The 24826-nt window shown below is 63.4% G+C and carries 27 protein-coding genes; 13 read left to right on the forward strand and 14 right to left on the reverse strand.

Annotated elements, in window-relative coordinates; genetic code table 11:
• Positions 1–150 precede the first annotated feature (150 nt).
• Entirely contained in the window at positions 151–1044 is an 894-nt protein-coding gene (locus tag IEX72_RS08250) for a hypothetical protein (protein WP_188786907.1), read from the forward strand.
• A gap of 22 nt (positions 1045–1066) precedes the next feature.
• On the opposite strand, the gene IEX72_RS08255 is transcribed toward IEX72_RS08250, so the two are convergent.
• On the reverse strand, positions 1067–1237 hold the full coding sequence (locus IEX72_RS08255; protein ID WP_188786908.1) for a hypothetical protein: 171 nt from the start codon (positions 1235–1237) through the stop codon (positions 1067–1069).
• Positions 1238–1299: 62 nt separating this feature from the next.
• Between IEX72_RS08255 and IEX72_RS08260 the strand changes: the two genes are divergently transcribed.
• A complete protein-coding gene (locus IEX72_RS08260; protein ID WP_188786909.1) occupies positions 1300–2583 on the forward strand; it encodes a cytosine deaminase in 1284 nt (427 codons plus the stop codon).
• 160 nt (positions 2584–2743) lie between these two features.
• Here IEX72_RS08260 and IEX72_RS08265 read toward each other — a convergent pair whose 3' ends face one another.
• Positions 2744–3421 (reverse strand): class I SAM-dependent methyltransferase, encoded by a 678-nt coding sequence (locus tag IEX72_RS08265; protein ID WP_188786910.1) that lies wholly within the window; start codon positions 3419–3421, stop codon positions 2744–2746.
• A gap of 172 nt (positions 3422–3593) precedes the next feature.
• Here IEX72_RS08265 and IEX72_RS08270 point away from each other — a divergent pair, with 172 nt between their 5' ends.
• Together IEX72_RS08270 and IEX72_RS08275 are read left to right on the forward strand one after the other, a co-directional pair.
• Positions 3594–4049 carry a DUF2391 family protein gene (locus IEX72_RS08270; protein ID WP_188786911.1) on the forward strand — a complete coding sequence of 152 codons (456 nt, stop codon included), beginning with the start codon at positions 3594–3596 and terminating at the stop codon, positions 4047–4049.
• 199 nt (positions 4050–4248) lie between these two features.
• On the forward strand, positions 4249–4827 hold the full coding sequence (locus IEX72_RS08275; protein ID WP_188786912.1) for a DUF7090 family protein: 579 nt from the start codon (positions 4249–4251) through the stop codon (positions 4825–4827).
• A gap of 160 nt (positions 4828–4987) precedes the next feature.
• Here IEX72_RS08275 and IEX72_RS08280 read toward each other — a convergent pair whose 3' ends face one another.
• The 5 genes from IEX72_RS08280 to IEX72_RS08295 all read right to left on the reverse strand — a co-directional run bounded on the left by IEX72_RS08280 (position 4988) and on the right by IEX72_RS08295 (position 8191).
• Positions 4988–5821: a DUF7089 family protein gene (locus tag IEX72_RS08280; RefSeq protein WP_188786913.1), complete on the reverse strand. Its 834-nt coding sequence runs from the start codon at positions 5819–5821 to the stop codon at positions 4988–4990.
• 87 nt (positions 5822–5908) lie between these two features.
• Complete coding sequence (locus IEX72_RS15650; protein WP_425603792.1) at positions 5909–5998, reverse strand: hypothetical protein; 90 nt, start codon at positions 5996–5998, stop codon at positions 5909–5911.
• Positions 5999–6077: 79 nt separating this feature from the next.
• Entirely contained in the window at positions 6078–7070 is a 993-nt protein-coding gene (locus tag IEX72_RS08285; protein WP_188786914.1) for an OapC/ArvC family zinc-ribbon domain-containing protein, read from the reverse strand.
• A gap of 84 nt (positions 7071–7154) precedes the next feature.
• The gene (locus IEX72_RS08290) at positions 7155–7544 is read right to left on the reverse strand and encodes a DUF2073 domain-containing protein (protein ID WP_188786995.1); all 390 of its coding nucleotides are present in this window, start codon (positions 7542–7544) and stop codon (positions 7155–7157) included.
• Between the two features lie 5 nt (positions 7545–7549).
• Positions 7550–8191 (reverse strand): Era-like GTP-binding protein, encoded by a 642-nt coding sequence (locus IEX72_RS08295; protein ID WP_188786915.1) that lies wholly within the window; start codon positions 8189–8191, stop codon positions 7550–7552.
• 935 nt (positions 8192–9126) lie between these two features.
• On the opposite strand from IEX72_RS08295, the gene IEX72_RS08300 reads away from it, so the two are divergent.
• The 3 genes from IEX72_RS08300 (at position 9127) to IEX72_RS08310 (ending at position 12748) form a co-directional block, all read left to right on the forward strand.
• Complete coding sequence (locus tag IEX72_RS08300) at positions 9127–11052, forward strand: Cdc6/Cdc18 family protein (RefSeq protein ID WP_188786916.1); 1926 nt, start codon at positions 9127–9129, stop codon at positions 11050–11052.
• 33 nt (positions 11053–11085) lie between these two features.
• Positions 11086–11589 (forward strand): ACT domain-containing protein, encoded by a 504-nt coding sequence (locus IEX72_RS08305; protein WP_188786917.1) that lies wholly within the window; start codon positions 11086–11088, stop codon positions 11587–11589.
• A 919-nt stretch (positions 11590–12508) separates the two neighbouring features.
• Positions 12509–12748 (forward strand): DUF7511 domain-containing protein, encoded by a 240-nt coding sequence (locus IEX72_RS08310; protein ID WP_188786918.1) that lies wholly within the window; start codon positions 12509–12511, stop codon positions 12746–12748.
• 24 nt (positions 12749–12772) lie between these two features.
• Here IEX72_RS08310 and rnhB read toward each other — a convergent pair whose 3' ends face one another.
• The 3 genes from rnhB to IEX72_RS08325 all read right to left on the reverse strand — a co-directional run bounded on the left by rnhB (position 12773) and on the right by IEX72_RS08325 (position 15468).
• A complete protein-coding gene (gene rnhB / locus IEX72_RS08315; protein WP_188786919.1) occupies positions 12773–13498 on the reverse strand; it encodes a ribonuclease HII in 726 nt (241 codons plus the stop codon).
• On the reverse strand, positions 13495–14859 hold the full coding sequence (locus IEX72_RS08320) for a tRNA pseudouridine(54/55) synthase Pus10 (protein WP_188786920.1): 1365 nt from the start codon (positions 14857–14859) through the stop codon (positions 13495–13497). Before IEX72_RS08320 ends, rnhB begins: the two co-directional genes overlap by 4 nt.
• 81 nt (positions 14860–14940) lie before the next feature.
• Positions 14941–15468, reverse strand: a complete 528-nt coding sequence (locus IEX72_RS08325; protein WP_188786921.1) for a 2'-5' RNA ligase family protein — start codon at positions 15466–15468, stop codon at positions 14941–14943.
• Positions 15469–15557: 89 nt separating this feature from the next.
• Here IEX72_RS08325 and IEX72_RS08330 point away from each other — a divergent pair, with 89 nt between their 5' ends.
• Positions 15558–16124, forward strand: a complete 567-nt coding sequence (locus tag IEX72_RS08330) for a hypothetical protein (protein WP_188786922.1) — start codon at positions 15558–15560, stop codon at positions 16122–16124.
• 9 nt (positions 16125–16133) lie between these two features.
• Here the strand turns inward: IEX72_RS08330 and IEX72_RS08335 are convergent, their stop codons facing one another.
• Positions 16134–16343 carry a DUF7554 family protein gene (locus IEX72_RS08335; protein WP_188787008.1) on the reverse strand — a complete coding sequence of 70 codons (210 nt, stop codon included), beginning with the start codon at positions 16341–16343 and terminating at the stop codon, positions 16134–16136.
• A 105-nt stretch (positions 16344–16448) separates the two neighbouring features.
• On the opposite strand from IEX72_RS08335, the gene IEX72_RS08340 reads away from it, so the two are divergent.
• Complete coding sequence (locus IEX72_RS08340) at positions 16449–17624, forward strand: SPFH domain-containing protein (protein WP_188786923.1); 1176 nt, start codon at positions 16449–16451, stop codon at positions 17622–17624.
• Between the two features lie 151 nt (positions 17625–17775).
• Here IEX72_RS08340 and uvrB read toward each other — a convergent pair whose 3' ends face one another.
• Positions 17776–19917: an excinuclease ABC subunit UvrB gene (gene uvrB, locus IEX72_RS08345; RefSeq protein WP_188786924.1), complete on the reverse strand. Its 2142-nt coding sequence runs from the start codon at positions 19915–19917 to the stop codon at positions 17776–17778.
• A 126-nt stretch (positions 19918–20043) separates the two neighbouring features.
• Here uvrB and IEX72_RS08350 point away from each other — a divergent pair, with 126 nt between their 5' ends.
• Positions 20044–20313 carry a DUF7553 family protein gene (locus tag IEX72_RS08350; RefSeq protein WP_188786925.1) on the forward strand — a complete coding sequence of 90 codons (270 nt, stop codon included), beginning with the start codon at positions 20044–20046 and terminating at the stop codon, positions 20311–20313.
• 122 nt (positions 20314–20435) lie between these two features.
• On the opposite strand, the gene IEX72_RS08355 is transcribed toward IEX72_RS08350, so the two are convergent.
• On the reverse strand, positions 20436–21050 hold the full coding sequence (locus tag IEX72_RS08355) for a transcription antitermination protein (RefSeq protein ID WP_188786926.1): 615 nt from the start codon (positions 21048–21050) through the stop codon (positions 20436–20438).
• A gap of 1021 nt (positions 21051–22071) precedes the next feature.
• Between IEX72_RS08355 and IEX72_RS08360 the strand changes: the two genes are divergently transcribed.
• The 3 genes from IEX72_RS08360 (at position 22072) to IEX72_RS08370 (ending at position 24159) form a co-directional block, all read left to right on the forward strand.
• A complete protein-coding gene (locus IEX72_RS08360) occupies positions 22072–22497 on the forward strand; it encodes an ArsR/SmtB family transcription factor (protein ID WP_188786927.1) in 426 nt (141 codons plus the stop codon).
• Between the two features lie 2 nt (positions 22498–22499).
• Positions 22500–22802: a DUF7521 family protein gene (locus IEX72_RS08365; RefSeq protein ID WP_188786928.1), complete on the forward strand. Its 303-nt coding sequence runs from the start codon at positions 22500–22502 to the stop codon at positions 22800–22802.
• Positions 22803–23139: 337 nt separating this feature from the next.
• Positions 23140–24159: a hypothetical protein gene (locus IEX72_RS08370; protein ID WP_229663789.1), complete on the forward strand. Its 1020-nt coding sequence runs from the start codon at positions 23140–23142 to the stop codon at positions 24157–24159.
• A 256-nt stretch (positions 24160–24415) separates the two neighbouring features.
• Here the strand turns inward: IEX72_RS08370 and IEX72_RS08375 are convergent, their stop codons facing one another.
• Positions 24416–24751 (reverse strand): hypothetical protein, encoded by a 336-nt coding sequence (locus tag IEX72_RS08375; RefSeq protein WP_188786929.1) that lies wholly within the window; start codon positions 24749–24751, stop codon positions 24416–24418.
• Positions 24752–24826: the final 75 nt, after the last annotated feature.

Below are 24826 nucleotides of genomic sequence, written 5' to 3' on the forward strand. Positions count from 1 at the left end.
ACGCCGGTGTGTCCGACCCGGCACGGGACCCCTGATCGGCGTCGCGTCGTCGACCACGCATCGGCGTCGCATCATCGATCACCCGTTCTGGACCCGGCGGGAGGGTGACGGGCCCCATACGGCTTTGGTGTCGGGCCAGCGAACGGGTGTATGACCGGAATGGACGACGAGACGGCGGAGTTGATCCGTACGGTGCGGACAGATCACGATCGAACGGCACTCCTCGCGGCGCTCGAGACGGGCGCAAAGACGGTAACGGGGCTTCGTGAGGCGCTTGACGCCACCGACGTTGAGGCGATCCTCTCAGCGCTCGTCGACGACGGCGTCGTCGAGGCCGACGGCGGTGCGTACGAACGAACCGAGTTCGGCGACCGCGTTCACAAGTACGCCACGGCCGACTGGAACCCCTCGAACGAGGGGACCAAACGCGCAGCGACGTTCGAGATCCTCGCCGATTGCGAGTGGCACTGCTCGGCGTGCGAACTCCCGAGTTCCCAGCCCGCAAAGGACATCCAGATGCTCCGGAAGGAGGGGTTCGAGTTCGTCCAGAACACCGGGCAGGGGCAGGGTGACTACCTGCACTGTGAGACCTGCGACGCGACGACGTTCCACCGAAAGCTGAAATATGCCTTCCCGACGGGGCAGTCAATCACCAGACAGGGAATGCCCGACTCGTTCAAGCGTCGGGTCCGGGACCTCTACGACCACCGCGACGCGTTCGACGGATCGTCGCCGAGCACGACCCTCGAAGTCGACCACCGGGTGCCCGAAATCAGGTGGGAGACCTCCGAGGACTTCGACTACGAGTCGATGACCGGCGAGGAGATCGCGGAACACTTCCAGATCCTCACCCGGAGCCACAACCTCCTGAAGAGCCGGAAGTGCGAGTCCTGCGTCGAGAACGGCGAGCGGCCGCCGTTCCTCGGGATCGAATACTACTACGAGGGCAGTGCGGCGTACGACGAGTCGATAGGGTGCGTCGGGTGCGGGTGGTACAACCCCCAAGAGTGGCGAGCATCGCTCCACGCGGAACTCGACGGGTGAGTGGCCGGGGACCGACGACCGCTCACAACCGTTCGGCGCCGGGAACGTGGTCCAACGGGTAGTCAGGGTCTGGCAGGTTCTCGTCGCCGAACACGAACTGTCGCCACGCAGGCGTGTCGTCCTCCGTTGCTATCGGCCCGGGCTTATCAGTTATGTGCATAAAATTGTGGTGTATGGCCGTTTTTGTGGGCACGTCTGTGGATCACTTCGGTGACGGGCGAAAATAGTTAACTATCGGCTTTGCGTCCACTGGATATGTCCGAGTACATCGTGACCGACAGTCGGACGCTCGGCGGCGACGCGGTCGATATCGAAGTCCGCGGGGGGACGATTGAACGAGTGGTTGCCGCGGGCGAGGGCGACCCGTCCGGGGTCCCTGCCGACCGCCGGTACGACGCCGGGGGGCGGCTGGTGACGCCGCCGCTGATCGAACCACACGTCCACCTCGACGCCACCGGAACCGCGGGCGAGCCCTCGTGGAACGACAGCGGGACACTCGCGGAGGGGATCGACGTTTGGCGTGCGTACAAGCGCGACATCACCGTCGAGGACATCCTCGAACGCGCGACGCGGACGGTCGAGTGGTACGCCGCCCACGGGGTGACGCGGATCCGGACTCACGCCGACACAACCGAGCCCTCGCTGACGACCGTCGAAGCCCTGCTCGAACTGAAATCACGGGTCGCAGACCTCGTCGACCTCCAGGTTGTCGCGTTCCCGCAGGACGGTATCCTCACCGACCCCACCCACGAGGACCTGCTCCGGGAGGCAGTAGGGATGGGCGTCGACCTGGTCGGCGGCATCCCCCACAACGAGCACACTCGGGAGGATGGAGTCGAGAGTGTCGGGGTCGTCTGCGACATCGCCGAACGCCACGACCGACCCGTAGACCTCCACATCGACGAGACCGACGACCCGAACTCCCGGTTCACCGAAGTGCTCGCGAGCGAGGCGCTGAAACGAGGTATTGGCGGTCGGGTCACCGCGAGCCACGCAACGGCGATGCACTCGTACAACAACGCCTACGCGGACAAACTGATCTCGCTGCTCGCCGACAGCGGCGTGTCAGTGGTCACGAACCCGCCGGACAATTCGGTTCTTCAGGGCGCATACGACGACTACCCGCGCCGCCGCGGCCACACCCGAGTCGACGAACTCCGGGCGGCAGGCGTCACCGTTGGCCTCGGTCACGATTCCGTGCTTGACCCGTGGTACCATTACGGCGTCGCCGACCCGCTCGACGCCGCGTTCGTGCTCGCCCACTACGCTCATATGGCGGGCCACGGCGACGTGTCCGTGCTCTGGGAGATGTTGACTAACGCCAACGCGGCCGTCTTCGGTACGGGGGGGTACGGGCTCGAAGCGGGCAACGAGGGGTCGTTCGTCGTCTACGACGCCCCCGACGGGTTCAACGCGCTCCGAAGGCAGGCCCCACGGACGCTCGTCGTCCGCGACGGCGATCCGATCGCGCGGACCGAGCCAGCAACGGCCGCGGTGATTCGATCGGATGGGTCGAAGTCGGTCGACTACGGGCGGTAGCGTCGCGGGATGGACCGAGGCGGACGACGCCAGACCGTTGATCCGTGTGGACGACGCCAGACCGTTGATCCGTGTGGACGACGGAACAGGAATCGCTCGGGGTCGTCTCCACCTGCACGGTCGTTCCCACCCACACAGCGTCCTGTGCGACCCTACTTCCCTACGCGACCCCAACTGTTAACAGCGTCCCGTAGGTCCGGTAGCGTTCGGTCATCGCCTCACGGGTCTCCCACTCCTCGGTCGGGAACTCGGATTCGGGCGGAATCTCGACCTCGCGATCCGGGATCGAGTCCTGCTCGGCGACGGCAAAGCCGGCCGCGCGGAACGCCTCGCGGTACTCCGCAGCCGACCACCGAGTCATATCGATGTCGATCCGCTCCTGCCACGCGTGGGAGTGGACGTTCTCCTCGTAGTAGTTGACCGCGCAGTAGAACGTCCCTCCGGGGCGGAGGACCCGTGCGACCTCCTCGAGGGTGTGCGCCGGGTCGGTGGCGTAATAGAACGACTCCATACTCCAGACGTGGTCAACAATGTCCTCGTCAAAGGGGAGTACGTCGAAGTCACCGACGAGGTAGCCGGTACCGGAATCGTCGGTGTACGACCGAGCGTTCCGGGCCATTTCGGGTGATCCGTCGAGACCGTACACACGGCCGGCGTCTCGTGTATCGCGGAGGACCCTGCCGGCGTATCCGCTACCGCACCCCAGGTCTAAGACCGTGTCGCCGGGTTCAACCGGCATCCGGGAGAGGGCGTGTTTTGCGGTGTGCCAGTGTCGATCCTCCATGCCTCTGTCGCGGCCGTCGGCCGCCCACGCGTCGAACTCCTCGCGAACGCTCATATCCGGAGGTCGTGGGCGCAGAATAAGAAGCGTCGGGATCGGTCGGAAGCGTCGGGATCGGTCGGCGGGTCGTCCGCGCGGGTTCGCGGGACGGCCCAGCATAGTCGCGGGACAACCCAGCATAGTCGCGGGACAACCCAGCATATATGATCACTGGCGGGCCACTGGAAGTATGGGTGGACGCCGCCGGCGATTCGCGCTCTCGGACACCGTCCAGCAGGTCGTTGGCGGGTTCCTGCTTGCGGGGCCGTTCGTGGTCACCGAGGAGGTGTGGGTTCTCGCCGCGGGGATGTCGGTGGTTCAGGGGGTCGCGACCGTGGCGATCGTGCTCGCGATCGGATACGGAGCGCTGTACAAGGCCGACGACAGGAACCCCGACCGGGAGACCGAGGTCGGGGGAATCCCCGTCCGGTTCATCTCGCTGATCGCGGTGTCGTACCTCTCGGTGCTCATCCTTGCGCTGGCGTTCAACGCCCCGGAGACGTTCGTCGGCCCGTCGGGAGCCGCCTCCGCGGGGTCGCTCGGCGTGTCGGTCGAGTGGCCAGCCGTTGGAACCACGCTGAAGGCCGTCAGTATCGGGTCGGTGTTTAGCGTTATCGGCGCCGCGACAGCCGACTCGATCTACTGATACTGACTCCGGGGTCAGAGAACCGAGACGGGAGGATGTGTGGAGACACGACGGGACACCTGGAAGAATGGGGGCGGGAACGCTACGGGACACCTGGAAGAATAGGGGCGGGAACGCTACGGGACACGGGCGGTTCGCGGGGCAGTCTCTCACGGCGTCGACCCACATCGATTAAGTCGGGCGACCCCGACCTACGGGTATGGATTACGCACTCGCAATCGAGAACGGGCCGGACTCGATCCCCGGCGGCACCGGAGTGTTGTTGTTGCACCCGAGTATCGGGGAGACAGACCGAATCGACACCGACTTTCTGAAGACCGACACCGACCACTTCCTGGTGATATCCACACGAACCACCGCGCGGGAAGTCGAACAGAAGTTGGAGCACTACGACGTCGACGAGTCGAACGCGGAGATTCTCGACGCGCTATCGGTCGAACGGGGATACTCCCGGCGGAGTTCCGATCGGGTACACTACGTCTCCACGCCCGAAGACCTCGACGGCATCGTCGAACAGACCCGGGAGTTCCTCGAATCCCACGAGGGGAAACTCCGGATCAGCGTCGATTCGGTGACTGAAATGGCGTACTACGCCGGAGTCGACGGCGCCCACGACGCGACCGGACGACTGCTCGAACTCCTCGAGGAGTACGACGCTGTAGGGCTGTTTCACCTCTCGAATGAGGTCCACGACGACGAGACCGTCGACCGGTTCCGGGACCTGTTCAACACCGTCCTCGAACTCGACGGCGACGGCGGGATCCGACGCGAGGAGTGAGGTTTCGGGCGATCCGGGTGTCGGTGCCATCGGCGCACGCAGCCGAGACGGGACATCGACACAGCATCTCGGATGGAAGCGCCGCCGACCCGGTCGCCCGGATGGAAGCGCCGCCGACCCGGTCGCCCGGATGGAAGCGCCGCCGACCCGGTCGACTCGACTACTCCGACACTGACCCCGAGGTGCCGGGATCATCGCCATCGGGGTCGGCGTTCTCCTCGAGTTTCTCGAACGTCTTTTCCGCCCACTGGACCCCGTACTCGGGGCCGTATTCCACGAACGCCTGCGTGTCGAGTGCGGCGAACGGGGCGGGGAGTTCGAGGCCGTGTTTGACCGCCGAACACGCGTACTCCGTGGCTTCCGGGAAGGAGGCACTGCCCCGGGCGACCGCCTCCGGGAGCGTGGTGAGCCGACCCTGCAGGCGTGAGCCGGCGTCGTTCCACGCGTCGAACAGCCGCGGGTTCGTCGCCTCCCACGCTCGGAACTGCTCGCGGGTCTGAAGCCCCACCCAGGCGTCGTACAGCGCTGTCGCAATCTGGTAGACGTCGCTGGGGCCGAGCGGGACCGCAGCGTCAAGGTCGCGGTAGGCGTCCGCGAAGAACGGCAGGAACTGCTCGGGCGCGCCGGTTCCGACCTGGACGAACGCCTCCGCCAGCAGGAACCGGAGAAAGTCCGTGGGGGTCCCGTCAGCGCGTTTTTTCACCAACACGGCCGGGGGAGTGGTCTGGCGGGTCCACACGACCGTACCGTCGCCGGGCATCCCGACGGTGAAATCCGTCCCCGCGTACGTGACCAGCGCACTCGGCGCATCCTCGGGGAGCCACTCGGTCGGGTGCGACATCGGCGTGAGACCGTCGACAAACAGTCCGAGATCCTCGGCCGCAGCGGGCGGGATGGTCTCGAAGTCGGCTGCGACATCAAGCACAACCGCGTCGGGCGCGTGCTCGTCGCGAACGGTAGCAACATCGTCGTTGAGGTCGCGTCGGTCGAACATACACGGTGTTTGGTGGGTGGCGTCTTGAGACGGACGGTTCGAGCCGGTCGGTGACGGTGTGGGATCCCGCGGCCGTTCGTGGATCGGTCAGCCGAATGCGAGCGCGAGAATAAGCGCAATAGCGAGCACTGCAGACACGGCGAGGGTCCCGAGCACGATCTTGGTGGCCTGACTCATACTACCGTCGTCTCCGTGGGGGTGGTTAAATGCTTCAATCTGCCCCGGATGTCACATCTCGTCGGAATCCGGAGTCGTGTCACATCTCGTCGGAATCCGGAGTCGTGTCCCAGGTGTCCGGGACTTCGATGATGTAACGGCCGTCCTCCTGAAGTGAGATGATATACTCCGTCCGGTCGTACAGCTCCATCAGATTGAGCTCGTACTCCCCAGGGGCGACGATCCGGATGCTCTCGAACTGTTCGTTGAGCTCCTCGCGGAGATCGTGGAGGTCCGGCCGGTCGTCGGGCCGCGCTCCTGGGGACTGACCACCCACGCTGCCCGCCGGGTCGTCGGTGCGAGTCGCGGGTGACCCCGGCGCGTCCGGGTTCGCGGTTCCGTCTGTCGTCTCGGGGGTGGCAGCGGCGATCTCGTCGGGCGAGACCACGTCAGTTCTGGCGTCCGCCTGTGCGGGGTCTTCGGTGGACTCACCCGCTTCCGACCCGGAGTCGGACGTGGACTCGGAGGTACCGGATCCGTCGACATCGGACTCCGCGGCGGCGTCCGGTCCGGTGGCGGAGGCGTCCGTCACGGGTGTCTCAGCAGCGGGGTCGTCGACGGCGGAGGCGTCCGGCGAAGAGTCGTCGCTTCCGGAGTCACCGGCCGTTCCGTACCCGTGATCCGGCCACTCCGTCGAGTCCGCCGAGAGGTCCCGCCGTGTCTCGGTCGAGTCGCCGGGAGCAGTGTTCCGATCGCCGGGAGGCCCGGTCGGGTCTGTAGTGGCCGTTTCAGTTGAGTCTGTAGTGGCCGTTTCAGTTGAGTCTGTAGTGGCCGTTTCAGTTGAGTCTGTAGTGGCCGTTTCAGTTGAGTCTGTAGTGGCCGTTTCAGTTGATCCAGTTCCGGCCCTCCCCGTCGGGTCGACACCGCCAGATTCCGGGTTCCGATCGGCGGCGTCCATCGGTGGCTCGTCGCGCTTCGTGGCCGAGGTGGGCTTGAACTGGAACTTGTTGCCGCCGCAGTCCGGACACCCCGACAGCATCTGCTTTGAGCCGTCGGCGAACACGCGCCCGCAAGTCGTACATTCGTGAGGCATCTATGGTGTGTGTGGGTGGTGCCTATAGGTGGTGGATTCCGATCCGGTGCCGGGTCGGGTCTCGGGGTGTGAAGCGTCGGACCATCACTTCCGAGACACCAGGGCGCTGATCAGGTTCTCGTCCTTGTGAAGCGTCTCGATCTGGTTCGCGGGGCCGATGACGGTGAGTTTCTTGGGTGACTCCGTGCCGATCAGCCGGCTGATGAAGCCTTTGTCCCTGCCGGTGGAGTGGGGGTAGGTTTCGATCTCGATCCCGTTGAACTCGTCGGGGCTGATCTCGGTCATCGTGACCTCGATGAGTTTCGACTCCTCGTCCGGTGAAAGCCCTTCCTCGAGGACAACGATGTTTCCCTCGCGGACACCGTCGAGAATGAGTCGGATCTTCTCCATCCCGGTCAACCCCTCCATCCGGGCGCCGCTGATGAGGTCGATCTGAACGCCGTCGCCGGCCTCTTCCGGGGTAGCTTCCGGCATCGTGGTCACCCGAAGTACTCCGCGATTTTCCCGTAGACTTCGTCCATATTGTTCCCTTCGAGCGCCGAAAGCGGGATCGTCTCGTGCTGGGGGAAGGCATTCGCGACCCGCTGGACGTTCGCGTCCTCGAGATCGGTCTTGTTCGCGAAGATGAGAACCGGGAGGTCCTGGCTCTCGATGATCCCGATGAGCATCGTGTTCACCTGCGTGAACGGGTCTTCGGTGCTGTCGAGGACGTAGATGACGCCGTCGACGTCCTCGCGGAGCCAGTGCATCGCCTCGGCGACGCCTTCGGTGGCCTCCCGGGACCGCCGAACGGCGTCGTCTTTCTCCATATCGTGTTCGAGGAACTCCTTGTAGTCGACTTTGGTGGTTACCCCGGGAGTGTCGACGATGTCGATTCGGACTGAGTTTCCGTCGCGCTCGATCTCGACGTTTTCCTTCCGGCGGGCCCGGCGGGTCTCGTGGGGGATGTGGCTCTCGGGGCCGACGGCGTCCCCTGTCCAGTCACGTGCGATGCGGTTTGCAAGGGTCGTCTTCCCGGCGTTCGGGGGTCCGTAGATGCCGATCCGTTTCGGGTCGGCGTCCGAGAACATCCGGTCGACGGCCCGTGAGATGCTGTTTCTAAGGTCTGTGAGCAGTCCCATCCTGGCCTCCCGCGCCTCCGCTTCTGAGGGCGTATGAGCGTACCACATCCCCGTGCTTACTTAAGTACTGCGTCAGACGAGCCCCGGAGTGGCCCGCATTGGCCGGAATCAGCCGGAACTCGGGCATCGTGAGGGTGAATCGGCGTCGGAAACGCGTCCCGGAACCACGAGACCGTCGTCCCGGAATCACGAGACCGTCGTCCCGGGATCACCGGACCGGGTCTTCGTCGCTAAAGTGAGTCGTCGTCGGTGTGAATCTTCGTTATTGACGTGAACGTGCGCGGAGGGTTTGGCGAACTGTAGCCGCCAACTCTTGGCGTTGTTCGCGGGTCCGGCGTAGCCCCCTCCCCCACCCCTTTGTTTCAACTGGAGACGTGTGGAGATGCGGTGGGTTCCTCCGGAATATATTATTTTCACTAGTCGTTACAATAAAATCAAAATATGAATGTGGTAACACAAGGAGTATACCGCAGTGCGGATGTGGTTTCATTTGCAATAACATAAAGCCACCGCTTCAATATGGCCTCCCGCACACCCACCCCCACCCCGTTTCGGCGTTCCACCCGAAACGAAGGGGTGGGGGGGAGCGGGTGTGCTCTTGACAAGACGATGCTCTGTTCCCGTTTCCGATCCAGTCCGAGCTGTCGGTGGTTCGCGTCGAAACAGAGTCCGGGGTCGAATCCAGCCGACGTCGAAACCCGGTTTTGGCGGGGTTGTCGGTCCAGAACGGCCGGTTCACGGTTCGGCGGTTGGTCGGATCACAGCCGGAGAAGAAACTTTTTTATACATCCTGTTCGTCCGGTTCGAGTGCATCAACTGGACACGCCTGTTTGGGCGCCTGTTTGGGGAACCTCTCGAAACACCGCTCACCAACTGTGACAAGCCGACTCCCGAGAGACGGAGTGAAAATTCCAGTTGAAATTGGGGGGATACGGATGGACGAGGACACACAAACTGACGGCAGCGGCGAGCGAACGAAGGTCGTGTGGGACGAGATACGCCCCGGGTCAGACGCATTGCGCACCGACGGTGGAAACCCTGAGAGCCCTAACACCGAACCCGACGATTCGGTAACCGACGATTCCGCAGCCGATGCCGTCGAGGGCAGATCTGAAACAGCGTCGAGTGACGGATCAACGACCTCCGTGGACCTCCACGCCTACAGCGGGGACGATGAGCCCTTCACGGGAGCTACCCCAGACGACGCCACTGACACCCCCACAGACGACGCCACTGACACTCCCAGCGGGAGCGACACCGGACAGACGGCGGACGGTGCTCCCGCCCGGGGCACACCCGACGACCGATCGACCGACCCGACGGACCTCCAAGCGGAGTCACCCGAAGCCGACTCCGGTCCGGTCACCGCCGATGACATCGAGATCGAGGAGAGTATGAGCGTCGACACCGACGCCCCGACGGGATCCACCGAATCCGGGGATCTGAACCTCGACGAAGTCGTCCTCGACGACGACGAGAGTCAAGGCCTCTTCGACGACCTTCTCTCCGGCGAGCCCATCTTCGAGAACAAGGAGGTCCTCCGGCCGTCGTACACCCCGCACGAACTCCCCCACCGCAACGAGCAGATCAACCAGATGGCGACGATCCTCGTGTCGGCGCTCCGTGGGGAGACCCCCTCGAACATCCTGATCTACGGCAAGACTGGCACCGGTAAGACCGCGAGTGCGAAGTTCGTCAGCCAGGAACTCGAGTCGACCTCCAAGAAGTACGATGTCCCCTGCGAGGTCGAGTACATCAACTGCGAAGTGACCGACACCCAGTATCGGGTGCTCGCCCAGCTCGCAAACAAGTTTATCGAGAAAAACCGCGAGTTCATCGGGTCGAAACTCGACGAACTCGAAGACCTCCGATCGCGCGCACGTGATGACGGACCGGCGCTTTCCGACACCGAGTTCGAGACGGCCGACGCCGTCGACGACCGAATCGGGACACTCGAAGCTGACCGCGAGGAGATGGACCCGGTCCCGATGACGGGGTGGCCGACCGACCGGGTCTACTCGACGTTCTTCGACGCGGTCGACTACGAGGAGCGGGTTGTGGTGATCATGCTCGACGAGATCGACAAACTCGTGGAGAAATCGGGCGACGACACGCTCTATAATCTCTCACGGATGAATTCGGAGCTCGAGAACTCCCGGATCTCGATCATGGGTATCTCCAACGATCTGAAGTTCACAGACTTTCTGGATCCAAGAGTCAAATCCAGCCTGGGCGAAGAGGAGATCGTGTTTCCGCCGTACGACGCCAACCAACTCCGGGATATTCTCCAACACCGCGCGAACGTCGCGTTCAAACCCGATGCGCTCACCGACGACGTGATCCCGTTGTGTGCGGCCTTCGCCGCTCAGGAACACGGCGACGCTCGGCGCGCGCTCGATCTCCTCCGGACCGCGGGTGAACTCGCCGAGCGCGGCCAGGCCGACACCGTCGAAGAAGCCCACGTCCGGAAGGCGCAAGATAAGATCGAACTCGATCGGGTGGTTGAGGTCGTCCGAACTCTCCCCACCCAGTCGAAGATCGTGCTCTTCTCGACGATCCTGCTCGAGAAAAACGGCGTCCACAACGTCAACACCGGCGAGGTGTTCAACATCTACAAGCGACTCTGTGAGGAGATCGACGCCGACGTCCTCACTCAGCGCCGAGTCACGGACCTGATCTCCGAACTCGATATGCTCGGGATCGTCAACGCGGTCGTTGTCTCGAAGGGTCGCTACGGTCGCACGAAGGAGATTTCGCTGTCGGTCCCGATCGAGGAGACCGAGGCTGTGCTCCTCTCGGATTCGCGGCTCGGCGACATCGAGAACGCCCAGCCGTTCGTCCAGGCGCGGTTCGACAACTGACTCACGACACTCTCGACGCACCACACCACCGCTATGTTCGACGAAATAATGGGCAAGTTCGAGGGGAGTCCGAGCCAACAGGCGGTCATCCGCCTCCTGCTCGAGCGCGGCTTTTCGGTCAACGACGACGGCCGGGTCGTCTCCGGCGGAATCGAGATCCCCAACACCGGGATCGCCCGCGAGATCGACGTCGACCGCCGGGTTGTCGACTCGACGACGACAGCCATCCTTGACGACGACGACCTCAGGCGGATCTTCCAGAACATCTCATCGATCCCAAGCCTCATGGCTCTCGCGCCGGTGCTTGATCTCTCGGTGTTGACAGTCGAACCCAACGACGCCGAACGCCCCGGAATCGTCGCGGAGGTAACCGGACTCCTCGCCGACCGCGGGATCTCGATCCGACAGACGGTGACCGAGGACCCCGAATTCACCGACGAGCCTCTTCTCTACGTTGTCACCGACGATCCCGTCCCGGGAGACCTGCTGAACGAACTCTCAGATCTCGGGTTCGTCCGGCGGATCAGTATTGCTTGATATCTTCCCCGCGCTAAAGGGCGAGGGTTCCCCGAAGTGGACATTCAGGTTGCGCGTTTCCCCGGTTCTCAAGTACGTTTTCGCGTGGAACCTCGAACGCTGCCGTCCGGTTGCGACCGAGGACGTGCGTTCCAGCGCGTGCAGCCCTGCCACCCACAGTAGAAGTCGTTGGAGGGTGTCACAGAACTATTCGCAAGGGTTCTTTTCACTCTGTTAAGTCTGAATCACCCATCAGAACGTGCTTGCGCACCTTTTACTGCGCTCGCCTTCGGCTCGCTGGTAAAAGCTGCGCCAAAAGCCCGCGAGCCTCCCGTTGGTCGGCTCTTGACCCGCTCGCTCCCTCCGGTCGCTCGCGGTGGGTAGTTCACCTGTAGTGAGCGATTCCTGTTTTGATGTGGGAAGCCTTCTATAACACCTTCGTCGTTGTGCTGGCTGTGGTCACAGACTCGTCAAAGCCACCGGTCTCCCATCCGTCGGTACAGAACTGCTTGGTCCCACGGTAGAGCCGAGAGGCGTGTTGCCACTCTCTGCACCGGGACAGGGGGGATTCCAGAACGTCGCGGTGACAGTCACGTGACCGTTACGGACGTAATAGATACGCTATGGACCTATCTGTTGGAATATCAGGCTACACTACCGTCGGTGGATTGTGTCATCGACCGTCGGATTCGTCCCCGCCCCGAAGCTCGGGCCGTTCTCCTCGCACTTCCGTAACTGTCGGCTCACGGGTGTCAGTCGTTCAAAATCAAGCGTCGAAGACGCCCGAACACACCGTCTAGTACGGTGTTCCGTACAACTCGCCGGAACGCCTATGTTGTTAGGCGCCCATTTAAATACGAAGCCGACACTAGTCTGAAATGTACCGAGCAGCGACCGCCGCTCCCCGTCGGTTCACTCGAAACGGGGACCTCCCACAACGATGGCAACCGACTCACACCGCCCCGATACCGCGCGCGTAGACGCCGTCGATAGCCCCGTCTCCTGCCCCGGACCGGGCGCCGATCGCCCAGAACCGGTCCGGGTCGCCAGAATCGAGTCCTACGACGACGATCCCGATGAGTGTACGATCTACCCGGCGGACGCGACCGCCGCCGACCTCACGACGACGTGGATCACCGCCCGCGAGGGATCGTTCACCCGACTCGACGACATGCGGTAACCCCCGGTTTGAGGCTCACCCGCCTCAAAACTCCGAGAGCGACGACTGCTCGGCGGCGGCCAGCACGTCGTCGGCGGTCGACCACGACGACCGGGCACACTCGGGCAGACTCCCGGTGTCGCCCACGTACCGTCGGAGGAACGCCCGTGTCTCGGGGTCGCTGGGGTAGCCGCTGCCGATCGGGCCGCGCTCGGGGTATTCGGAGTCGAGCGCGTTGATCCGGGCGTCGCGCTCGACCTTCGCGACGACTGAGGCGGCCGCCACCAGCGGGTAGGTGGCGTCGGCACCGTGTTCGGCGTGCACTGCGACCGCCGTGCCGGTCTCCGCGACGCCGTCCCCGACCCGACGCGCGAACCGTCCGGCGTCCACGTCGCCCGCGTCGGCGACGACCCGATCACCCTCCGTTGCGACCGCCGCGACCGCCTCGGCGTGCCCGGCGACCGTGAGCGAGTTCATGTCGGTCTCGGGAGCGTCGATCCGGGCGGTCGAGACGACCGCGACCCCGACAGCGACAGCGACATCCTCGCGGTCGCGGAGCGCCGCCGCGATCGACTCCCGTGTCGCCGCCGAGAGCCGCTTCGAGTCGTCAACGTCGTCGGGGATCGACTCCGGACGCGCCCGGACGGCGGCGGCCACCATCGGCCCGAGCACCGGCCCCTTCCCCGCCTCGTCGGTACCGATCCGCGGGTCGTCGTCGCCCGGGTCGAATCCGCCGCCGTCCACCGCGTTACCGCCTTTCGGCCCGGTCATTCCGCGGACGCGTCGCTGTCGCCCTCGCCCCCGCTACCGTCTACCGGATCAGAGGCCACACCGGGTGGGTCGGGCGCCGCCTCGCGGAAGTACGCGGGGTCCTCAAACGGCTCGTCCTCGCCGTAGACCCCGATCACGTCGAGTGCGGTGACTTCGGCGGCGACGCCCAGGGTCCCGGCCAGGTTCGGGTCGGTCCGCCCCTCGTCGCCGGAGACGAGTTCCTTGACGTAGAGCCCGCCGGCGCCGTGGATCTCGACGGTCGCGTGGGTTGGGTCATCGCGCTCGCCGGTGGCGTCGTAGACCTCCCGGGTTCGGGTGATGCTCGCGCGGCGGTGATCGACGCGGTGTGGCGTGTACTGCTCGACCGTCGCGCCGTCGAGGGCGTCGAGCGCGGCCGCCAGCTCGTCGTCGTCGACCGGGCCGTCGAACGCGACCTCGGCACGGTACCGCTTCGAGGCGTCGAGCCCCTTCACCCGCTCGACCGCATCGTAGGTCGCGAGCCCGAGCCGGTCGACTTCGACCCGGCCCTCAGCGAAGGCGTTGATGTCGCCTTCCAAGCGGTCGGTGTCGATGTTGCGACGGCGCGGTTCCAGCACCTCGATCACGAACGGCCGGCCGGTGCCGACCATCCGCGCGTCAACGTCTTCTCTACCTGCACCGTGGAACGTCGCGTCGGTGCCGTCCATCACGTCGCGGACAACCGGCGCGGTCAGCTCTTCGACGCTGTGTTCGTAGAGGTAGCCGGTCCCGCCGCAGTTCCCACACGGCTGGCTGCCGACGTATCCCGACCGATCGCAGGCGTTGCACGGCCACTCGGTCTGCGGGATGTCGCGTTCGAGTTTCCGGTACCGGCCGTAGACGAACGCCGAGTGGACGTCGACCTCGACTGTGTCGGCGTCGACATCAAGCGTGAACTGCACGTCCGGCCGGCCGAAATCGACCGTCGTGTCGGTCAGCGGCCCGATTCGCTTTCCGACCTCGCGGTTGAACTCGGATTTGAACACCTCCCCGGCGTCGGGATCCAGCCCAGCGGCCGCCCGAAGCAGGCGTTCGTTCTCCTCGATCAACGGCGGGGTGCGGGTCCCGACCTGGTAGGTGTCGAACTCGACGTCCTCGACTGCCGCGGCGCACCGGTCGGCCCACGCGTCGAACTCGTCGCAGAGGCCCTCACACACCCAGCAGTCCGCGGTGTCAGTCGGCTCGTACGGTTCGTCGTCGTCGAGTGCGGCCGCGATCCGGAGGCTCCGGCCCCGGTCGGCGTTGGTCAACCCGTGGCTCCGGTCGGCGACGGCCCGCCCGAGGCAGGCGTCGCAGACCGGTCCCTCCGCGGCGAGGTCGCGGGCGTCAGCGAGAACGTTCATACGGATACGAACGCCGGCGGTCGCTTCTGTCTTGCCCTTCGAGTGGGCGCGAGCCGCGGTGGGCTCGTCCCCCGCCCCGGGCTACCCGAGCGGCAGTCGTGCGGCGTCCTCGCGGTACCGCGAGTCGTGGATCCGGAGCTCCGTTGCGGTCCACTCGGTGTGGTCGACCGCCCGCCGCGCCACCAGCTCGGCCGCATCGGCGGTGTCGCCGCCGCGAGCGAGGGTGACGTGTGGCACGTAATCGTCGCCCTCCATCCCCGCGACAGTCCCGAACGCGTCACACAGCCGGCGGTGGAGCGCGCGGAGGTCGGGGCTCTCGACGGTGAGGTAGACAACCGGTCCCGGGCCGTGGGGCGGCGTCTCGAAGTAGTCGAGCCCGGTCACCCGGAGGTCGATCCCGCCGTCGGCGTGGGTTGCGATTCGGAGAGTCGGTCGGAGCCGCTCGCGGAGCCGCGGGAGCGAGTCGGCGTCGTCGTCGAGGCCGGTGTCGAACCGCTTTGCGAGCAGCGAATGTCGCTCCCGGATCCGGGCGAAGCGAGCGAGTTCCGGGTGGAGGTCACTCGCGAGGCGCCGGACCCGCCCCGGTACGGGCACGTTCAGGCTGAACACGGGTGGTAGTTGGCGGGGCGTGACAAGAACGCGTCGGGATCGGTGTCCTCGTCCACAGGCGTTTGCCGATGGCCGACTAACGGCCGGGTATGCGCGACGCCACACCCACCAGACGCCGGGCCCTCGCTGCGGTTGCCGGCCTCGCCGGCGTGACTGCGGGCTGTGCCGGCGGGGCCGACGACGGGTCGGAAACGGGGAGCGAGGATCCGACACCCACCGAGTCCGCCGACACCGAGTCCGCCGCGACCGACACGCCGCGGCCATCGACGGACGGTCCGGAGTTGGACCTCCGTGAGGCCAACGTCGTCGGGGTGGCGATCGAACGCGACGGCGACACCCACGACCTCGCTGTGACGCTCTACCACGACGACGACGGCGAAGAGGGGTACGCGGACTGGTGGCAGGTCGAGCGCCTCGGCGGGGAGCGGCTGGGGCGTCGTGACCTCCGCCACGCCCACTCGACCGACCCGTTCACCCGGTCGGAGACCATAGAGATTCCCGACAGCGTCGGCTGCGTGGTGGTCCGCGGGCACGATCAGACCCACGGGTACGGCGGCCGGGTCGCGGTCGTCGATCTCAACTCGGGCGCGACCCGATCGATCGACCAGGGCCCCGAGTCACAGTCCGTGGACGCCGGCGCGTGTCCGAGCCGATGAAAGGTGGAGTCACAGCCGGTCGGTGAGCCACAGCACGAGCAGCGCCACGACGGCCAGCCCCAAGAGCGGACGGAGGGGTCCGAGCAGTTCCCTGGGGATCCCGAGAACGGTTCCGAAAACCTCCAACACGAGCCAGGTCACGACCAACATCAACACGATCCGCAACGGGGTGCCGACGCCGAGGCTCCCCTGGTCGCGTTCCGTGTTCGGACGGCGCACAGCGGGTCGACGCGAGTCGGCGGCAACCGCCTTCGGGTGGGGGTCGCTCGCGGCGCGATGGGGCGGCCGGGACACCCTTAATGTGGTACGTTCCCAACACCCGGTATGTCGAGCATCTTTCGGGAACTCGGCCGCCGCTCCGCCGGCAGTGTGCCGGGCCGGCTCCTCCCCGCGGCGGCTGCGGTCGTTGCCCTGATCCTCGTGGTTGCGACCTTCGGGACCGACCCGACGACCGTCGCCGGGATGGTCGCGCTCGCGCTGGCGGTTACGACGGTCTACAGCGCGGTCGAGGTCGTCAACGCCTACGAGAAGCGGGCGCTCACCGTGTTTGGGGAGTACCGAACGCTCCTAGAACCCGGGATCAGCTTCGTGCCGCCGTTCGTCTCGAAGACCTACACCTTCGATATGCGGACCCAGACGATCGATGTGCCGAAACAGGAGGCGATCACCCGCGACAACTCGCCGGTGACCGCCGACGCGGTCGTCTACATCCGGGTTATGGACGCCAAACGCGCGTTCCTCGAGGTCGACAACTACAAGAAGGCGGTCTCGGACCTCGCACAGACCACGCTCCGGGCCGTCCTGGGTGACATGGACCTCGACGATACCCTCTCGGAACGGGAGGTCATCAACCGCCGGATCAACGAGGAACTCGACGCACCTACCGACGAGTGGGGGATCCGCGTCGAAAGCGTGGAGGTGCGATCGGTCAAACCAAGCCGGGACGTCGAGGACGCTATGGAACAGCAGTCCTCCGCGGAGCGCCGCCGCCGAGCCATGATCCTCGAAGCCCAGGGACAGCGCCGCTCGGCCATCGAGACCGCCCAGGGCGAACAGCAGTCGAACGTGATCAGCGCCCAGGGAGAGAAACAGGCGTCAGTGCTCCGTGCCCAGGGCGACGCTGTCGCGACGGTGCTCCGCGCCCGCGCCTCGGAGTCGATGGGCGAACGCGCGATCGTCGACCGCGGGCTGGAGTCGCTCGAGCGGATCGGGACGTCGCCGTCGTCGACCTTCGTGCTCCCACAGGAACTCACCAGCCTGCTGGGGCGGTACGGCCGGGGACTCACCGGTTCCGACGTCCAGGAGTCCGCCGGACTCGAGAGCCTGGAGTTCGACGCGGAGACCCGGAAACTCCTCGGGCTCGACGACATCGACGAGATCATCGCGGCGGTTGAGGACGCCGAGGCCGGCGACGCCGTCGGTGACCTCGACGGTCGAGAAGGCGAGGCCGCGGCCGACGTGGACCTGAACCTCGAAGAATCCTACGAGTCGACGCGGTAGCGGCGGCCGAACGCGGGAGCGCGCCACGACACAGGTGACCCGTAGCGCGTGGAGTCCCCGTGGACGCCGTCGTGCGGATCGTTGTGGTCAATTATCGGTCACTGCCGGAAGCGAGCCGGCGACGATCGGTAATTCGTCACGACGATCCTGATCAGTCCTCGCGACCGGCGTCGTCCGCCGGCAGGTCGTCGGGGCCGCCGCCGACCGGCACCCCACCCAGCGGATCCTCGCCGGGATCGACACCGTCGTCGCCGCGGGCACCGTCGTCGTCCTCGCGGATCCCGAACTCCCCTCGGAGTTCGCGGATCCGGTCGCGGATGTCGGCCGCGAGCTCGAACTCGAGGTTGTCGGCGGCCTCCTCCATGCGTTCTTCCAGGTACGCGATCTGCTCGCGGGCCTCCTCGTCGTCGGTCGGTTCGTCGGTCGTCGAGCGCTCGCTCCGGTCGCCGCTGCCCGGAAGCGTGGTCTCGCCGACCGCCTTCTCGATGGTCTTGGGCTCGAAGCCGTGCGCCTCGTTGTACTCCCGCTGGATCCGGCGGCGGCGCTGCGTCTCCGATATCGCGGACTCGATCGAGTCCGTGGTGTCGTCGGCGTAGAGCACGACCTCCCCCGCGACGTTTCTGGCGGCGCGCCCCATCGTCTGGACCAGCGTGGTCTCCGAGCGGAGAAAGCCCTCTTGATCGGCGTCGAGAATGGCGACGAGCGAAACCTCAGGGATGTCGAGGCCCTCGCGGAGGAGGTTGATGCCGACGAGGACGTCGATGTTCCCCAGGCGGAGGTCTCGGATGAGTTCGTGTCGCTCCAAGGTGTCGGTCTCGTCGTGCATGTACGCCACGTCGACACCCGACTCCTCGAGGAACTCCGTGAGGTCCTCCGCCATCCGCTTCGTGAGCGTCGTCACGAGGACGCGCTCCTCGCGCTCGATCCGGGCGTCGATCCGGTCGAGCAGGTCGTCAACCTGTCCGGTGGCGTCGGCGACTTCGATCTCGGGGTCCACGAGGTGAGTCGGGCGGACGATCTGCTCGACGACCTGCCCGGAGTGCTCCCGCTCGTAGTCGCCGGGGGTCGCCGACACGTAGAGCGTCCGGTCGGTCTTCTCTTGGAACTCCTCGAAGGTCAGCGGGCGGTTGTCGTAGGCGGTCGGTAGCCGAAACCCGTTGTCCACGAGCGAATCCTTCCGGGATTTGTCGCCCGCGAACTGCCCGCGGATCTGCGGGAGGGTCTGGTGGGACTCATCGACGACGGTCAGGAAGTTGTCGGGGAAATAATCCAAGAGCGTGTACGGCGCCTCTCCGGACTCGCGGTCGGACATGTGCACGGAGTAGTTCTCGATCCCGGAGCAGTAGCCTGTCTCACGGAGCATTTCGATGTCAAAGGTGGTTCGTTCCTCGATGCGCTGAGCAGCCACGAGGTCGCCCTGTCGCTCGAAGTACGCCACGCGATCCTGCATCAGCCCCTCGATCTCTCCGACCGCGGTTTCGAGTTTCTCGTCCGGAATCGAATAGTGTTCTGCGGGGTGGACAAGCGCCGCGGGTTCCTCGGAGACGACCTCGCCGGTGAGGGGGTCGAGTTTGGTAAGCCGGTCGACCTCGTCGCCCCAGAACTCAACGCGGACCGCGTACCGGCCGTACATCGGGTACACCTCGACAGTGTCGCCGCGGACCCGGAAGGTGCCCTGCTGGAAGTCGACGTCGTTGCGCTCGTAGTTCAGGTCCACGAGCCGGGAGAGCAGGTCGTCGCGGTCGAGCCGGTCGCCGAGTTCGACGCGGAGCGCCATTTCGGTGTAGTTCGCTGGGTCGCCCAGCCCGTAGATCGCCGACACCGACGCCACCACGATCACGTCGTCGCGGGTGAGCAACGAGCGCGTCGCGGAGTGCCGCAGCCGGTCGATCTCCTCATTGATCGACATGTCCTTGTCGATGTAGGTGTCGGTCTGCTCGACGTACGCCTCCGGCTGGTAGTAGTCGTAGTAGGAGACGAAATATTCTACTGCATTATCGGGGAAGAGACTCCGGAACTCCTCGTAGAGCTGCGCGGCGAGGGTCTTGTTGTGGGCGATCACCAGCGTGGGTTGTTGGAGCTCCTCGACGGTCCAGGAGACGGTGTTTGTCTTCCCCGAACCGGTGACCCCGAGCAGGGTTTGGTTGTCCATCCCCGACTCGAACCCCGCCGCGAGCTGTTCGATCGCGTCGGGCTGGTCACCCGCGGGATCGAACGGGGCGTCGACGCGGAACGCCCGGTCGGCCGCCGGGCGGTCGGGCGACAGCGGGCCGGTTCCGGAGGTGTCACTCATTGGCGGTCGGTTGGGCGCACACGCACTTGAGGCGGTCGGTCGCGCGCAGTAGGCCGTGAGACTGGCGACGCGCCCATCCGTCGCGTCGGTGCAACGGTTTTCTACCGGGAGGGCGTACACCGGGGTATGTCACAGGACCTACTCGAAGACGCCAGCAACCGGCTACGCGTCGCCGCGGTGGAAGCCGAGGGCAACGCCCGACAGCGGCTGTACGATCAGTCCGACGCGCTCGCGACGCTCGCCGCGCAGGAACGCGGCGCCGACCACGGCCGGCTCGCCCGGCACATGCACACCCTCGCGGAACTCGCCGAGGAGACCGACGGCCCGGCGCAGGAGGCGGTCCGCGACGCTCGCTCGAAGCTCGCGACGTTCCGGGAGGGAGTCGACGGCGTCTGACGCTCGTCAGACAACTGTCGTCCGAATTCGGGATTTTCACGCGCCCTACCCCTTGATTTCGGGTGGAGATTGGAACCGATTCAAACGTTCGAGTCGGCAGCGAAGTCCGCTGCCGGCGACGGTCAACAGACGTTTTTGGGTTTGATACCCATCGACTCCAGCGTTTCGACGTAGTCGTCGTACGCGACCGCGACCACGGTCGTGGCGGCGTCGCGAGCGGCGGCCCACGCGTCGTCGGTTCCGCAGGTCGAATCGAGCGCCTCGACAACGCGGTCGCGTTCGGTGTCGAGTTTCGAGCGGAGGTCGCGGAAGTCGGTGGCCGCCATGGGGTCGGCGTCGCCGACGAAGAAGCCAATCATCTGGCTGGCGTACTCGGAGAGGACCAGGTAGCGGCCCAGGAGGCCGCCGAGGCGGGCGGCCGGTGCGTCGAATCCCGCCAGCGCGCCGTAGAGCAGCGGCTGGTCGTCCTGTGCCGGATCGTCGGCGACCGCGGCGGCGTGGTCGCGCGCGGCGGCCGCGAGGTCGGCGTAGAGCGCCTTCGTGGTGTCGCCCGCGTCCTCGGCCCACGCCTCGAGGACTCCCGCGAGCGCCAGCGCGTCGGTCGCGGCGGCACCCCGAACGTGTTCGCCGTCCATCTCTCCGCCCGTGAGCGCGTACATTGCCTTCGAGGAGCCGAGCCGGGAGAACTCGGTCTCGTTGTCGTCGCGCAGCTCGCTCGCAAGGTCGTCACCGTTCATATGCCCCTGTTGACTGCCGGATCGCTTGTAGGCATCGACGCGCGGCGTCGGCAGCGGAGTCGCGTGCAGCGTCCCGGCTGTGAGCGAACAGTCGGCACCTCCTCTCGCCTGCGCCGGTGTGCCGAACCACCGTCGCGTTTGCAACTGATACTGTCTAGGGTGTCATAGAACTCTTATCACGGTGTTTATTTCACGGTTAAATGACTGAATCAGCCGTGAGATCCTGCGTGCGTACTGAGTAACACCAAGGGGAGAGAGGACAAGGGATAGAATAGGATAGTCTGTTCCGACTACCCACCCAAGCATTAACAGTAATGTTTGTGAACTATTAGGAATCAACAAGAATTATCTGTCCCTGTCTTTGTGAACAATCGATAATGAAATGTGGGCGGTGTCAGAAAGACAAAGCAGTCCGCAAATACGAAGTCGATGGGTTCACGGGCTATCTCTGTGAAGAATGTGCCGAAGCCTGGGACAAAATCGCTACTGGATGACTTTTTCCAAGTGAAATGTAGGGGGTTGAGAACGTGTGACACTTTGGATTGCCTATCCCCTTCATCTGGAGTTCTCACTGGCTAGTCTTAATTCTGTATACGGGCTGGAATACTGATTGAGAGGTGACTCCTCTGGATTGACAACCAGTAGGTAACTGGTTCTTCGTGTGTATTACCGTTGAGCACAGTTTCGGAATATGAATCCCGGAGACTGATTAACAAGGGACGGGCGCAAACGGACAGTTGGGTATTAATGATATCCGACCAAACACAATGAACAACAGATATCACGATACCCCAACAACCGATGGAAAACAGATCCCAGAGAGTTCGATTCGTCGTGCCCCCCTCCTCTGTAGCTCCCTACCTTCGCCTTCCCCCTTCCATTATGAAACCATCTTATCAGGAAAGATTGATACGACAACCGTAGCAACAACTGAATACGAACGGTTGAGGGGCACGGCTTCGGATCGTGAAACCGACCCTTAATTGTACATACGCAGAAATCAACAAAAGTGGTATAGACTGTGAGCAAAGAATGGGAGCCAGAGAACGTGTTCGACGTCCTCGGGAGTGAGGTTGCTCGGCAAATTCTCGCGTTAGCCAGCCTCCGACCCCTGTCAGCTACCGAACTCGCCAAACACTGTGATGTCTCGGAGCCAACGATCTATCGACGGATTCACGCGCTCCAAGAATACGATATGCTGGACGAGCAGAGAGACATCGACGATGACGGCCACCACTCCAAGCAGTTCAAAACGAATCTCAAGGAGGCACGGTTCCAGGTTGATGACGGGCAGTTCGATATCGATATCCAGCTCAAAAAGGACTATAGTGACAAATTCACGGACTTCTGGAACGATCTGGAGAAGGGAGCAGAAGACATCTCGAAGGATGCAAACTCCAACTCGCCTCACCGTGATGGTTCATCCTCTGATCTCAGTAGTGGGTAACTATGACTGAGCCGCCGGAGTTCTGGAGTTTCCTGATATCCAATTCTCTCTTGTTCATCGCCGGGGGAGCCTTGACACTGCTCAGCTATCGAGCTTACCTTCGCGTCCGGGAACACAGCCTCCGTCTCGCCTCAGGAGGCTTCGCGCTCATCACGTTCGGTGGACTGCTCGACATCATATATCAGCTCGGTATTCGTGGAGATTACCATCTTGGCGGACGTGAATCACTCGCGCTTCAAACGATTGATAGCCTGCTTATTACCGCGGGACTCGTCGTGATTTTTTATGCACTCTCTCGATACTGACTGGATACTCCGAAAACGAGTCGAAGGCCACGTTTCGGACTTGGTTGATCGTAATTCGTGGGAGTAGTCAATCGCCGTAAGTGAACGGAAATTCGATGACCGGTTATCTTCATTTAGGGCCTCCTGGTGCGAGGCTTCTCTGAACCCGCAACTGATAATGGAGATGAGGAAATTCTCAGTGGGTTCTCCGAGGTTCTATTTTCCGAGTCAAGTTCAACAAATAATCTCTTGAGATACTCGGTGCTGTTGATTCCCTTTCGATGACTCCCCGCAGTTTCGCCATTTGTAACTCTCCATCTCCTTCCTTATTGGCGGAATATGATGTCGCACGTGGATCATGAAAGGACGAAAACTGGTTGCCAGTCTTGTTATCATAATGCTCTTCGTGGGCGCAACACCGATGGCCGCGCTTGCACAAGGAGCTTCAGATTCACAGCCGGTACTACTGGATCAAGATACGAACCATATTGCGGATATCACTGTTGATGGACAACAGTACAGCGTCTACCAGCACGAGAACGTCTTCCCCTGGGCCAGTGGCATCGACATATATACGAATAGTGAGCGGGTCACCTCAGAATCGACTGCTGAATCGGTAATTACAGCACTCGCCCAACGACGTGCCGTTCAAGGCCTCGGAGCGGAGGACATCAGTCAACTCCGCACGACATCACAGAACGCCAGCGCGGCAGCAACCAACGTATCCTCAACAGCTACAGCCATCAACGAAACCCTCGTGTACATAGAGCGAATGAAAACGGTCAGCGAAAACGGGACGACCGTCTATAACGCGTCAGTTGAGGCAGCACCCCAGATCTCCGAATTTAATGAAACCGCACGCGAACTATACCCAGAACTTCGCTCCTTCGACAACGATTCGGCTGCGTACCGATCGAATGCGACGGCCCTCATCAATCTACTCGAACAGCGGGAGAACGGAACTAATGTCGATCCCCAGCAGCTCTACACCCAGTACGCAGCGACACTCGACGCGAAAAGCGATCTCTCGGATTATCTGGAATATAGCAGTATTGATGAACCGCTCTCCGTGATGGCTGGAACGAATGAGGCACTCGCAAGGAACGTGTCGTCAGTTCCCGAACGTGGAAATGAAACGGCGCAACACTTCAGGAGAGTCCATAATGAGTCGGCTGTCGCTGCAAACCAAACCGCAGCACTCGGCATCGACAACTTCGAATTCGATGAAGCCCAAGACCGGTCCGAATCACTCGAAGAGGACTGGATGGAAGAGTGGAACTCCCGGCAGAATCCCGCATCAACAGTCTATCAGTCGATAGCAGCTATCGTGGTTATTCTTGCTGTAGTGGGTGGATACGTCGCTTGGCGTCGCCGCTGATTCCGTTCCAATCTTTCGATCGAAAACTGGATGAATCAGGGCGGAAAATATAGCTCACCCCGATTGAGTAAGTTCGGACAACTCAGATCCACTACCGAAACCCCTCCAAAACTCCTCAATGTATACTTCCCAAAAGTCTACACAGATCTGTTCGAGACACTGCGACTGGGGAGTATTGACAAGATCTCGTAGGATGATCTCTGTGTGGAACTGATCGATCTGTGATCACCCTGTATTGGGCATCCTCACTCACCGACTACCATTTGTAGAGCTGACCCTCGTCAGGCGGGAATTCAGTCAGGTCAATATTGCTTGGGTATGGATCAGAAACGATCTCACGGTGATCCCGAATTATCCTCGTCTTCTCCTCCTCAAAGTTTTCTACGCCGAAGGTTCCGATGTATGCTCCTTCGGGGTACTGTTCTATATCGTGATTAGAAAGAACCCGTCGTATACGTTCCCCTGCGTCGGCTGGGAGTCGATCAACGTGTCGTCTTAATCCATAAGCAACTAGGTCATCACCATCAGAACTACCCGCACGGATATGAACACGGGTTCGTGGATCCTTCGTGTCTATGCCAATAATTTCCATACGCTTGTCTACAGAATCCCGACCAATATTCATTTCGCTGATGGGAAGGCGGGATCGACGGACTGATCAAAGGAG

This window comes from Halobellus salinus (assembly GCF_014646875.1).
Lineage (GTDB): Archaea > Halobacteriota > Halobacteria > Halobacteriales > Haloferacaceae > Haloquadratum > Haloquadratum salinum.